Origin of the sequence: Lapillicoccus sp. (assembly GCF_025353065.1) — a bacterium.
GTDB lineage: Bacteria > Actinomycetota > Actinomycetes > Actinomycetales > Dermatophilaceae > Lapillicoccus.
Window position 1 is genome coordinate 1 of the sequence record NZ_JANXRJ010000239.1, and the last position, 11,272, is coordinate 11,272.

The 11,272-nt window shown below is 70.6% G+C and carries 12 protein-coding genes and 1 pseudogene; 6 read left to right on the forward strand and 7 right to left on the reverse strand.

Features of this window, described 5'->3' with window-relative positions:
* The coding region (locus Q0R63_RS17790) for an alpha/beta-hydrolase family protein (RefSeq protein WP_295700291.1) at positions 1-1,502 on the forward strand (1,502 nt) is incomplete at its 5' end.
* A 32-nt stretch (positions 1,503-1,534) separates the two neighbouring features.
* On the opposite strand, the gene Q0R63_RS17795 is transcribed toward Q0R63_RS17790, so the two are convergent.
* A complete protein-coding gene (locus tag Q0R63_RS17795; protein ID WP_295700293.1) occupies positions 1,535-1,963 on the reverse strand; it encodes a response regulator transcription factor in 429 nt (142 codons plus the stop codon).
* Between the two features lie 398 nt (positions 1,964-2,361).
* On the reverse strand, positions 2,362-2,787 hold the full coding sequence (locus Q0R63_RS17800) for a VOC family protein (protein WP_295700295.1): 426 nt from the start codon (positions 2,785-2,787) through the stop codon (positions 2,362-2,364).
* Positions 2,788-2,878: 91 nt separating this feature from the next.
* On the opposite strand from Q0R63_RS17800, the gene Q0R63_RS17805 reads away from it, so the two are divergent.
* Positions 2,879-3,847 carry a YafY family protein gene (locus Q0R63_RS17805; protein ID WP_295700297.1) on the forward strand — a complete coding sequence of 323 codons (969 nt, stop codon included), beginning with the start codon at positions 2,879-2,881 and terminating at the stop codon, positions 3,845-3,847.
* A 49-nt stretch (positions 3,848-3,896) separates the two neighbouring features.
* On the opposite strand, the gene Q0R63_RS17810 is transcribed toward Q0R63_RS17805, so the two are convergent.
* Entirely contained in the window at positions 3,897-4,544 is a 648-nt protein-coding gene (locus Q0R63_RS17810) for an HAD family hydrolase (RefSeq protein WP_295700298.1), read from the reverse strand.
* 295 nt (positions 4,545-4,839) lie between these two features.
* Here Q0R63_RS17810 and Q0R63_RS17815 point away from each other — a divergent pair, with 295 nt between their 5' ends.
* On the forward strand, positions 4,840-6,498 hold the full coding sequence (locus Q0R63_RS17815; protein WP_295700300.1) for an alpha/beta fold hydrolase: 1,659 nt from the start codon (positions 4,840-4,842) through the stop codon (positions 6,496-6,498).
* Positions 6,499-6,646: 148 nt separating this feature from the next.
* On the opposite strand, the gene Q0R63_RS17820 is transcribed toward Q0R63_RS17815, so the two are convergent.
* Complete coding sequence (locus tag Q0R63_RS17820) at positions 6,647-7,084, reverse strand: VOC family protein (protein ID WP_295700302.1); 438 nt, start codon at positions 7,082-7,084, stop codon at positions 6,647-6,649.
* Between the two features lie 60 nt (positions 7,085-7,144).
* Between Q0R63_RS17820 and Q0R63_RS17825 the strand changes: the two genes are divergently transcribed.
* Positions 7,145-7,927 carry an SDR family NAD(P)-dependent oxidoreductase gene (locus Q0R63_RS17825; protein ID WP_295700303.1) on the forward strand — a complete coding sequence of 261 codons (783 nt, stop codon included), beginning with the start codon at positions 7,145-7,147 and terminating at the stop codon, positions 7,925-7,927.
* On the opposite strand, the gene Q0R63_RS17830 is transcribed toward Q0R63_RS17825, so the two are convergent.
* The 3 genes and pseudogenes from Q0R63_RS17830 to Q0R63_RS17840 all read right to left on the reverse strand — a co-directional run bounded on the left by Q0R63_RS17830 (position 7,909) and on the right by Q0R63_RS17840 (position 9,881).
* Positions 7,909-8,052 (reverse strand): hypothetical protein, encoded by a 144-nt coding sequence (locus Q0R63_RS17830; protein WP_295700304.1) that lies wholly within the window; start codon positions 8,050-8,052, stop codon positions 7,909-7,911. The genes Q0R63_RS17825 and Q0R63_RS17830 overlap by 19 nt on opposite strands.
* A 51-nt stretch (positions 8,053-8,103) precedes the next feature.
* Positions 8,104-8,502, reverse strand: a pseudogene (arr, locus tag Q0R63_RS17835) (NAD(+)--rifampin ADP-ribosyltransferase); the annotation flags it as partial.
* A 194-nt stretch (positions 8,503-8,696) separates the two neighbouring features.
* Positions 8,697-9,881 carry a hypothetical protein gene (locus Q0R63_RS17840; protein WP_295700305.1) on the reverse strand — a complete coding sequence of 395 codons (1,185 nt, stop codon included), beginning with the start codon at positions 9,879-9,881 and terminating at the stop codon, positions 8,697-8,699.
* Between the two features lie 192 nt (positions 9,882-10,073).
* On the opposite strand from Q0R63_RS17840, the gene Q0R63_RS17845 reads away from it, so the two are divergent.
* Together Q0R63_RS17845 and Q0R63_RS17850 are read left to right on the forward strand one after the other, a co-directional pair.
* Positions 10,074-10,991: a hypothetical protein gene (locus Q0R63_RS17845; protein WP_295700307.1), complete on the forward strand. Its 918-nt coding sequence runs from the start codon at positions 10,074-10,076 to the stop codon at positions 10,989-10,991.
* 8 nt (positions 10,992-10,999) lie between these two features.
* Positions 11,000-11,272 (forward strand): DUF2237 domain-containing protein (locus Q0R63_RS17850; RefSeq protein ID WP_295700309.1); only part of this gene is annotated, 273 nt, incomplete at its 3' end.

An 11,272-nucleotide genomic window follows, 5' to 3' on the forward strand; every position in this document is an offset into this window, starting at 1 on the left:
GGGTGGTGTGGGGTTGGGCGTGGCACGTCTTCGTCCACCTGACCGGGTTCCGGGCCTCGATGAACGACCGCACCCAGCGGGTCCTGCTCCGCGCACTGGTCTGTCTCCTCGTCCTCACCATCGCTCTCTTCCCGTTGGCGAGCCTGCGGTGGCAGCAGTTCGTCTCCCGCTACGTGGGGGCCGACCCACCCGGCGTGGGCTACGTCGTGGGGAGCACGGGCACGGCGGTCGTCGTGTTCGCTCTCGTGCTGGGGCTGTGGAGGGTGGTCGCCACCCTCTCCGACTGGATCCTGTTGAGGGTGGAGAGCAGGGTCGTGCGCGAGAGCTTCGCCCACGTCGTGGCGGGGACGCTGACGCTCCTCGTGATCTACCTGCTGGTGAGCCAGGGCGTCGTTCCCGCGGCGCTGGCGTTCGTCGGTGCGAGTGCGGACCGGGTCAATGCCGCGGAGCCTGCCGGCCTGAGTGCGCCGACGTCGCCGCTGCGGACGGGAGGTCCGGGCTCGCCGGTGACGTGGTCGAGCCTGGGTCAGGACGGCGCCGCGTTCGTGGCGAGCGGTCCGGACGCGAAGGCCATCACCGACGCCACGGGCCGGCCGGCCGTGGAGCCGATCCGGGTGTTCGCCGGCCTCAGCGGCTCGATGGACCAGACCCGTGACGCCGCGCTCGCGGAGCTCGACCGCACCCACGCCTGGGAGCGGCGCGCCATCCTGGTCGTCACGGCAACCAGCACGGGATACATCAACCCGTGGGTCGTCTCCTCCTTCGAGGCCCTCCTGGACGGCAACACGGCCACGGTCTCGATGCAGTACTCGAACCTCCCCTCGGCGTTCGGGCTACTGACAGCCCGGGCGGAACCGCCACAGGCGGCACGACTGCTCCTGGATGCGGTCCGGGCCCGGCTCGCAGGGATGCCGGCGGCGGTCCGTCCGAAGCTCTACGTCAGCGGCGAGTCGCTGGGCGCCTTCGGGAGCGAGAGCGCTTTCTCGTCACCCCAGCAGATGCTGGACCAGGTCGATGGCGCGCTGTGGAGCGGGACCCCGACCTTCGCGAAGAACCGCACGGCGTTGACCGCCGCGCTCAGTCCCGGGTCGACCGTCGTCAACCCGGTGGTCGATGAGGGTCGCCACATCCGGTTCGCCAGCCGCCCGTCCGAGCTCACCGCCGACCAGTACGGTCACCAGTTCGGGCCATGGCTCGCCCCTCGCGTCGCCTACCTCCAGCACGACACCGACCCCGTCGCCTGGTGGTCCACCGACCTGCTGTTCGAGCAACCCGCGTGGCTGCGGGACGCGGGTCGGGGCAATCCGATGGCCCAGATGAACTGGATGCCGCTCGTGACCTTCATGCAGGTCACCGCCGACATGGCGGTCTCGAACGACGTCCCCGGGGGATTCGGTCACCGCTACAAGGGCGGAGACCTGGTGCCCGCGTGGGCTGCGGTCCTCGGGGACACCCGATCAGAGCCTGACCAGGCGCGCATCATCGCGGCCGTCGGGAAGTAGAGGGTGGCCGCGCGATCGCAGGGGACGCCGGCTCAACCCACGCTGCGGCCCACGAAGCCCGTCTCGTAGGCCACCACGACCGCCTGGACGCGGTCACGCACCCCCAGCTTGGTGAGGATGCGGCCCACGTGCGTCTTGACCGTCGCCTCGGCGACCACCAGCTCCGCAGCGATCTCGGCGTTGGACAGACCGCGGGGGATGAGGCGGAGCACGTCGAGCTCGCGATCGGTGAGCAGGGCCAGCCGGGCCGGTATGCCGGGGATGACCACCGGCTCGGCGAACCGCTCCAGCAGCCGTTGGGTGATGGACGGCTCGATCAACGAGGCGCCCGTGGCCGCGGCACGCACAGCGGCGATGAGGCGTGAGTCGAGGAGGTGATCACCCGCGCGGGTCGCAGCGGGCTGAACGTCACCTGCCGCTTCGAGGGTGACCGTGGCCAGGTCCCCGGGCCGGTCTCGCACCTGGCCTTCCGGGTGGTGCAGGGCGGGTCGAGAACGACCGGGTCGGGCCGAACGACGCGCCCCTCGCCGGCACCGGCCGCGGCCAGGTCGGCCTGCGCGAGCGGGTCCAGAGGCTGGGCGGACAGCTCAGTGCGGGGGCGACCGGCGGGAGCGGATGGACGGTCGAGGCATGCCTACCCGTCCGCTGAGCCGCGGGCAACGGGTAGTGAGATCTCGTGCGGCTCGGGGCACACGGCCCGAGGGGGTGCTTCGCCCGACGTAAGGGGATCGGGTGGAGACGACCACGTCGGGGCCGGGTCATCTCCACCCGATCCTGGTGGCGGTTGGTGCCGCGCGCGATCATCTCCCGACCCGATGATCATGGACCAGCTCGGACTGGACTGACCCAAGACTCGAGATCAGGACGGGGCGTAGGTCGCGACGACGTCGACGACCCAGGTGATGCCGAAGCGGTCCTCCAGCATCCCGTAGAGCGGCGCCCACTGCGCGGGTGCGAGCGGCTGCCGGACGGTGGCCCCGGCAGAGAGCCTGTCCCAGAGGGCCGTGACCTCCTCGGTGGTCTCGCCGCGGAGGGAGACGAAGAACGAGTTCTGGCCTCGCTCCCACGGCATACGGGCTGGGACGTCGTAGGCCATGACGCGGAAGCCGCTGTCGGCGGCGACCTGGCCCCACATCAGCTGGTCGGCCTCCGACGGGTCCTGGACGTTGTGGGCGTCTGCGTAGGTGAAGAGGGCGAGCTCGCCCCCGAAGACCGACTGGTAGAACTCGAGCGCGGCGCGGGCCTCGCCCCGGAAGTTGAGGTGGGTGACGGTGCTGACGGACATGGTGAGGCCTCTCGTTGCTGTGGTGGTGTGACCCTTACGCGAGAGATGATCGCGGCCAGTTCTTGACCGCAATACCGGGAAGGCTTGGACGATGGCCAACACGAGCTCCCGGACCTTGCGGCTGCTGTCGCTGCTGCAGACCCGCCGCTACTGGCCGGGCCCGCTGCTCGCTGTCCGGCTCGAGGTCTCGCCCCGCACCCTGCGCCGCGACATCGAACGGCTGCGGGAGCTCGGCTACCCGGTCGACGCCAACCCCGGTGTGGACGGGGGTTACGCCCTCGCTCCCGGCGCGTCGTTGCCGCCGCTGGTGGTCGACGACGACGAGGCGATGGCGCTCGCCGTCGCGATCCAGTCCCAGCTCGCCACCTCCGACGGCGGCGATGCCGCGCTACGCGCCCTGACCAAGATCATCCAGGTCATGCCGCGGCGGTTGAGGACCCGCCTCGACGCCGTGCGCGTCTCGACGACCCCGGCGCCATGGAGCGTCGAGGCCGCTCCGCCGGTCGACCACACGGTCCTGTCGGTGCTGGCCCTCGGCTGCCGCGATGGTGAGCGGGTCAGGTTCGACTACCGGGCCGCCACCGGCGCGGCGTCGTCGCGGCGGGTCGAGCCGTTCCGCCTCGTGCCGCTCGGGCGGCGTTGGTACCTGGTCGGATTCGACCTCGACCGCCAGGACTGGCGCACCTTCCGGATCGACCGCATCAGCGGAGCCGCAGGCGCCGGTATGCCGTTCGCGCACCGCACGCCGCCCTTCGAGGACGTCGCGCAGTTCGTCCGCACCCGGGTCGGCGGTGGCTCACCCGGGGGTCGGCACCTCGTCGAGGTCCGGGTCGAGGCGCCCGTCGCGACCGTCAGAGCGCGCGTCGGCGGCTGGGCGAAGGTGAGTCCCCGGACGTCGACGAGCTGCACGATGACCATGGAGACCGACTCGTTCGAGGGCCCGCTCTACGCCCTCGGGGCCATCGGGGCCGAGTTCACCGTGGTCACACCGCCCGAGCTCGCGCGACTGGCCGCCGACTGGGGCGTCCGCTTCGTCCGCGCGGGCAGCGGGCTCGTGTGAGCCGTCGACGGGCAAGGCCGCGTGTTGACCACAGCGGGGTGGGCTCGAGCTAGCCTGAAGTTCGGACGTGGCGTAGCGCCTGGAGAATGTCATCGACGGTCAGATCCGGCGTGACAGAGTCCAACGGCCACGCGCGTTCCCGCTGGAGCCAGATCGTTTTGAGGCCGGCATCGTGACCGCCTTCGATGTCTTCGCGGGGGTTGTCTCCGATCATCCATCCCCCGAGAAGGGGCTGATGTGCTCGTTGTGCTGCGAGGTCGAAGATGGCTCGGTCGGGCTTGCGGAGACCGATAACGCCGGAGATGCACACGACGTGTGCGATCTGGTCCAGGCCGCTGGCGGCAAGCTTGCGGGCCTGGACGTCGGCGCCTCCATTGGTGACGATGGCCAGGGTCCAGCCTTCGTCCCTGAGGCTGATCAGCTCCTCGAGGACGGGGGGCTCGCGCGGGTAGCGGTCGGGGAACGACGCGATCCACTCGGCCACGAGGTCGCCGACCTCGGCTGGGAGGTTGAAGCGTTCTCTGACAGCGCTCCAGAACTCTTCCCGCGGGGCGCTTCCGCGCTCGTCGATCATCACCAACCATTCGTGGGTCTCGGCACCGAGCTGGTGGCGCCGGGCGAGCTCACCGGCCCATGCGGCGAACACCCGGACGCGGTCGACGAGGGTGTCGTCGAGGTCGCAGACCAGCAGGGGCACGACGTCGATTGTGCTCGGCCCACGGAACGAACGGGCAGCAGAGCAGGCGAAGGAGACCTCGGCCGGGCAGCCGCTCGAGTCGGGACTCGCCCGAATCCCCAGATCGTGGCTGAGTCGCCGCGCGGTGGACACAGGTGCGACCAGGTGGGACCCCGAGGGTGGCGGCCTTCCTTGAGCCAAGGACGAGACAGGACGGGGTGCTGATTACGGCGACGGCTGCCCCTCTTGCCAACGCGGCTGCGCCGCAGGAGAGTATCCTCGGGCGCCGCCGGGCGACCGGACGGGAGCACTCGAGATGCGCACACTGCCACGCCTCATCGCAATCGGAACGGCCATGGCCCTGGGCCTGACCGCCGTGGCCACCACCACCGCAGCCTCGGCTGCTCCCGCGGCCACGAGCAGCGCGCCCACGAACACAGGGAACACAGCGGCGGCATACGTGCCGCCGCCGCTGACCTGGGGGACCTGCGCAAGCGCGACCCTGCAGCACTTCGGCGCCCAGTGCAGCATGCTCACCGTGCCGCTCGACTACGCCACCCCGCAGGGCACGAAGATCCAGCTCGCGGTGTCGCGGATCGTGCACCACTCCGCTGCGAGCGCCTACCAGGGCATCATGCTCACCAATCCCGGTGGCCCTGGGGCCTCCGGCTTGGGCCTGTCGGTCATCGGCAGCCTGGTCCCCAAGGGCGCCGGCCTCCTCTACGACTGGATCGGCTTCGACCCGCGCGGGGTCGGTTCCAGCGTGCCCGCGCTCACCTGCGACGGCAACTACTTCGGCTTCGACCGGCCCGACTACGTCCCGTCGAACCCCACCATCGAGCGTCGTTGGTTCACCAAGACCGCGACGTACTCGCGCGCCTGCGCGGCGGCGGGTGGGCTGCTGCTCGACCACGTCAAGACGACCGACACCGTCCGCGACATGGAGAGCATCCGCATCGTGCTCGGGCAGAAGCAGCTCAACTTCTACGGCTTCTCCTACGGCACCTATCTCGGTCAGGTCTACGCCACCGTGCACCCCGATCGGGTGCGCCGCTTCGTGCTCGACAGCAACGTCGACCCGCGGGGTGTCTGGTATCAGGCGAACCTCGCCCAGGACGTCTCCTTCGATGCCGTCATGCCCGCCTTCTGGGGCTGGATCGCCAAGTACGACGACGTCTACCACCTCGGCACGGACCCGATCGCGATCGGCAAGAAGTACTACGCGATCCTCGGGCAGGTGCGCAAGAACCCGGCCGACGGCGGCAAGATCGGTCCGTCGGAGTGGACCGACGCCTTCCTCAGTGCGGGGTACTACGTCTACGGCTGGGCCGACACGGCGAGCGCCTTCAGCGCAGTGGTGAACCACGGCAACTGGGCCCCGATCGAGGCGGCATATATCAGCGCGAACGGCGCGACCGGTCCGGGCGCCGACAACAGCTACGCGATGTACCTGGCCACTCAGTGCACCGACGCCCGTTGGCCGATGAGCTGGACCCGCTGGGCCACTGACAACTGGACGCTCTACGGCACGCATCCCTTCCTGACCTGGTCCAACGCCTGGTACAACGCCCCGTGCCGCACCTGGGGCGGCACCACCGGCACACCGGTGACGGTCGCCGAACACGGCTCGCCGGCGATGCTGCTCATCGACGAGACGCGTGACGCGGCGACACCATACGAGGGGTCGCTCTACGTGCGCAGCGTCTTCACGGGCTCGGTCCTCATCGAAGGTGTGGGCGGCACCACGCACGCCGGCTCCCTCTCGGGCGTCGCCTGCGTCGACAACAAGATCGCTGCCTATCTGGCGACCGGCGCCCTTCCGGCCCGGGTGCCCGGGAACCGTTCTGACGCTCAGTGCCGTCCGGTGCCGCCACCGCCGGCGACCCTCACCTCTGCTGCCAAGGCTCCGGCGGCAGCGACCACCACCGCCGACCTGCTCGCTCTACGCCGCACTCTGCTGCCAGCGGTGCACTGACTTCGGTCCGATCGCTAGTTGGTTCGAGCGTTCGCGCCGGCTGCCATCACTCGTCGGTCGGCACGATTCACGGCTCGCCTGTGGCGTCGCGTGACAGGCCGCCAGGCACCCTGTACGCCGGGTGGCTCGGCGGGCGACGGGGCGCGCGTCAGCCGAGCTGCTCGAACAGTGACACGACGATCCCCTCCGGCCCGCGGACGTAGGCCATCCGCACGCTGCCCTCGTACTCGCCGACCCCACCCACGAGCCCGGAGCCGTCCGCAGCCCTCGCGTCGACGGCCGCCTGCAGGTCGCCGACCTCGAAGGACACGTTACGCAGACCCACCTCGTTGGCCATCGCCTCGGGAGACCCCGGGGTGGGGTCGGGCGTCACGAAGCTCGAGAGCTCCAGCCGGGCACCGTCGGGCGACCTCAGCATCGTGATCTTGCACTGCGCGCCCGGGATGCCGCAGACGGTCTCCACGAAGTCCCCTTGAACGGATCCGGTGCCCTCGACCTCGAGGCTCAGGCCGACGACGAACGCCGTCGCCGAGTCCAGGTCAGCGACAGTGATTCCGGTGTGGTCGAAACGTTTGATGTGAGTCATGTGGTCATCTCCGCCAGGGATGCGTGCGTGCGGCGGCGCGGCGACACGCATAGTGGACCCATGACTCCGCAGGACGCACAGCTCGAAGAACAGCTCGAAGAACAGTCCGAAGAACAGCCCGACGAACGGCTTGACGGCCAAGTGGCGCTGGTAACGGGAGGCAGTCGAGGTATCGGGTTCGCCGCCGCCCGCGGGCTGGGCGTGCGCGGCGCGACCGTGGTCCTGGTCGGTCGCGGGGACGACACGGCCGGGGCGGCCGCCGCGATGCTGGTGGCGGAGGGGATCGACGCGGTCGGGATCGGGTGCGACGTCGGTTGCTCCGAGGAGGTGGTCGCCCTTCCTGGGCGGTTGGGCCCGCTGGCCGCCGTCGACATCCTGATCTGCGCGGCCGGGGTGATGAGCGAACGCACCGCCAAGACGTTGCGCACCAGCGAGAGCGAGTGGCGCCGGGTGATGGCGGTCGACCTCGACGGGGTCTGGAGCACCATGGCGGCGTTCGTCCCGGGCATGGTCGAACGGCGCCATGGCCGGGTGGTGGCGGTGAGTGCCTGCCTCGGTCGGATGAGTGGCCCGGGCAACGCCGGTGGGCTGGCGCCTTATCGCGTGGCCAAGGCGGGCGTCAACGCCTTGGTGCGCAACCTCGCCCACGAGCAGGGCATGGGGATGCGCGGGGTGCTGGTGGACGCGACCTGCCCCGGCCACTGCCGGACCGACATGGGCGGTCCTGACGCGCCTCGGTCCCCCGAGCAGGGAGCCGAGACCGCCCTGTGGCTGGCCGGCCGCTCCGCTGCCGGCGCCCTGACCGGAGTGCTCTGGGAGGACCGTCAGGTCGTCCCCTGGTAGGAGATCCCGAAGAGTGCGCGTGCCAACCGGCGCGTCATCGACGCCGCCGTGCCGTCGGCGGAGCTCGAGCCCACGCGTGCCATCAGGGGGGCGATCGCGGCGGGGCCGGTGATTGAGGAACCCATGCCGTTGCCGCCCGACGGTGCCGCGGGACCGGCGACCGCGGCATACCTGCGTCAGTCCTCGATGACGTCGAGGCCCTGCTCGCGGAGCTGCGCCAGACGGTCCAGCATTCCTTTGAGCACCTCGGGGTTGTGCCCCGGCCAGCTCGGCAGCTCGTCGACGATGCGCAGCGGGCGGCTGGTCCGGTAGGACTGGGTGGGGTTGCCGGGGAAGCGCTTGTCGGTCACGTTGGGGTCGTCCTCGAACGGTCCCAGCGGTTCGACGACGTAGATGTGTCCCCGTTCCTCGCTGCCGCTCAGCGCCGTGGCCAGCTCGGCTCCCCAGGCGGCGGTCTCGACGAGGGCGGTGACGTAGATGTTGTTGGACACCCGGCCCTGCTGGAAGTTGGAGAGGTAGCCGGGGACGAGCTCGGTCCCCATCTCGAGCGCGGTCTTCGTGCCGTGGAAGTCACCGACCTCCTGGTCCGTGACCTGGGTCTCGCACGGTCAGCCGGGGAGCAGGGGACATGGGCACGCCGGGTGAAACGCGGCAGCGCTACCTCTCCGCGCTTTCGTGCGGCGCACAGAGGGGAGGATGACGCTGCTCTGGTCGCCTTCGCCCGGCCAAGATCCCTTGTGACGATCAGCCTCGGAGTCGACGATCGGGCTCAGAGGCCGTGAACGGCCACCGGAGCGGTCGACATGATCCCCGTCCCGGAGCGTCCGTCGCCGAGCTGGCCGACCTCGTCGCTGCCCCAGCAGAAGACCCCGCCGGACCGGGTCACGGCGCACGTCGAGTAGAACCCCGGGGAGACCTGGGTCCCGACGCCCGGCAGCCCGACGACCTGCACGGGCGTGGTGCGCGGCGTCGTCGTGCCGTCCCCCACCTGGCCGTAGGTGTTGCGCCCCCAGCACGAGGTGATCCCGCCTCCGGTCGTGCAGATGGAGTCACCGACCCCCACCGTGGTCACTTTTCCCGGGAGCCCGACGACGAGCGCCGGCGCCAGGACCCGGACCTGTCTGCGGCCCACACCGAGGTAACTGCCCCGGTTCTGCCCCCAGCAGTACGCCTTGCCGGTGCTGCTGACCGCGCAGGTGCGGTCCTGGCTGGCGGACAATGACGTGACGCCGCTGGCAAGCTTGGCGGCGGCGACCGGCGAGGCGCTGTCGGTCTGAGTGAAGTTCCCGAGCTGGCCGTTGCCGTTGCCACCCCAGCAGCTCACGCCGACGGCCGTGATCGCGCAGGAATGGAAGTCTCCGAGCGCGAGGGCATGGGCCTTGGCGCCGAGGTTGACGACGTCGACGGGCGTCGACGACGAGCCGCCCATGGTTCCGTCACCGAGCTGGCCGTAGGCGTTGTATCCCCAGCACTTGACGGCGCCCCCGGTGGTGACAGCACACGCATGGTCATACCCGACTGCGATCGCGGTGACGCCCGAAGCGAGGCCGATGACATCGACCGGGGTATTGCTCTGCGCGACCCCGATGTTCCCGGCGCCGAGCTGGCCCAAGCCGTTGTCGCCCCAGCACTTGACTCCCCCGGCGGAGGTCAGCGCACAGGTGTTCTCCGTGCCGGCCGACACCATCGCGACACCCGAGGTGAGGCCGACGACGTCGACCGGGGTACTGCGCGTGGTGGTCGTGCCGTCACCGAGCTCACCGGCAGGGTTGTATCCCCAGCACTTCACCCCCCCGCTGGTGGTCACCACACAGGAGTGCATGGATCCTGACGACACCGACACCGACACCGACACCGACAACGCGGCGCCGGAGACCACCGCATCGGCTTGCACGGGCGGCGCGCTTCCCGACGGAGCGGCCACGGCGACCGCAGCCCCTCCGATGACCACCATCAGCGTCAGACCCGCTGCCGACGCGCTACGCGTTACTCGACCTCATCGAGGAGTTTCCCGAACCATGAGGCGCACGCTACCAGCCGGGTCCGTCATGGGGGCGTGACGTGAGGTGACTCTGGCGCCGGTGGACGGGGAGTTTCGCGGCATACCTGACAGCACGTGTCTGGTATGCCGCAGAGCATGGACACCATGACCACCTTTACGATCGAGCCCCGAGGGGCCTACTCACTGCGCGAGTCCGCGATGTTCGGCTTCGGCGGACGCGAGGGATCCTGGGACGGCCGGATGCGCCTCGCCTTCTGCCTCGACGGGTATGCCGCCCGGCGCGGGCAGGTCGGGCAGGTCGGCGTCGTCCTCACCGAGCCCGACGGACCGGGCGGGGTGGTGGTCGGGGAGACCACCTCCGACGCCGACCCCGAAGACGTTCGCGCCCAGGTCGCCCGGGTCCTCTCGCTCGACCACGACGGACGCGGCTTCGATGAGCTCGGGCAGCGTGACCCGATGATCGGAGCGCTCCAGGCCGTCCGGCCCGGGATGCGGCCGCCGCAGTTCTCCAGCCCCTACGAGGCGGCGCTCTGGTCGGTGCTGTCCGCGAGGCGCCCGGCGCGGCAGATGGCGCAGGTGCGAGCAGCGTTGAGCCGGGCGCACGGTGCGGTTTTCGACCTGGCCGGGGAGGAGCTCGCCGCCGTCCCGACGCCGAGTCAGCTGCTCGCCGTCGAGACCTTCCCCGGCATACCGGAGGTGAAGCTGACGCGGATGCACGCGGTCGCGCAAGCCGCGCTCGACGGGCGGCTCGACGTCGCCCACCTCACCTCGCTCGACCCCGAGGAGGCGATGCGCGAGGTGCAGGAGCTGCCCGGGATCGGCCCGTTCTACTCCGCCCTCGTCGTCATCCGCGCGTGCGGCCTCACGGACGTGCTGCCGACCCAGGAGCCCAAGGCCCTGGAGCTGGTCCGGCAGCTCTACGGGCTCACCACGACGCCGACGGCGGACGAGCTCACCGCGATCGCCGAGCCGTGGCGGCCGTTCCGGACCTGGGCCACCGTGCTGATCCGCGCGGCCGGTGACACCTACCTCGCTCGCCGAGCGGCCCGACCCCGGCCATGATGGTCACCATGACGGAGCGCAACGTCCTCGGGACCGATCTGGAGCCGTGCGGCACGGACCCGATGACCGGGTTCTTCCGCGACGGCTGCTGCAACACGGGGCCCGAGGACCGTGGCAGCCATACGATCTGCGCGGTCGTCACCGCCGCGTTCCTCGAGCACCAGAGGGGCATCGGCAACGACCTGAGCACGCCCCGGCCGGAGTACGGCTTCCCCGGCCTCGTGCCGGGCGACCGCTGGTGCGTCACCGCCACGAACTGGGCGAGGGCGTATGCCGACCAG

Bases quoted from the DNA above. Each gene is read 5' to 3' on its own strand.
- Q0R63_RS17800 (WP_295700295.1), bottom strand. From the start codon at position 2,787: ATGTCCGTCAGCACCGTCACCCACCTCAACTTCCGGGGCGAGGCCCGC.
- Q0R63_RS17845 (WP_295700307.1), top strand. From the start codon at position 10,074: ATGACCACCTTTACGATCGAGCCCCGAGGGGCCTACTCACTGCGCGAG.
- Q0R63_RS17805 (WP_295700297.1), top strand. From the start codon at position 2,879: ATGGCCAACACGAGCTCCCGGACCTTGCGGCTGCTGTCGCTGCTGCAG.
- Q0R63_RS17825 (WP_295700303.1), top strand. From the start codon at position 7,145: ATGACTCCGCAGGACGCACAGCTCGAAGAACAGCTCGAAGAACAGTCC.
- Q0R63_RS17830 (WP_295700304.1), bottom strand. From the start codon at position 8,052: ATGGGTTCCTCAATCACCGGCCCCGCCGCGATCGCCCCCCTGATGGCA.
- Q0R63_RS17820 (WP_295700302.1), bottom strand. From the start codon at position 7,084: ATGACTCACATCAAACGTTTCGACCACACCGGAATCACTGTCGCTGAC.
- Q0R63_RS17840 (WP_295700305.1), bottom strand. From the start codon at position 9,881: ATGGTGGTCATCGGAGGGGCTGCGGTCGCCGTGGCCGCTCCGTCGGGA.
- Q0R63_RS17815 (WP_295700300.1), top strand. From the start codon at position 4,840: ATGCGCACACTGCCACGCCTCATCGCAATCGGAACGGCCATGGCCCTG.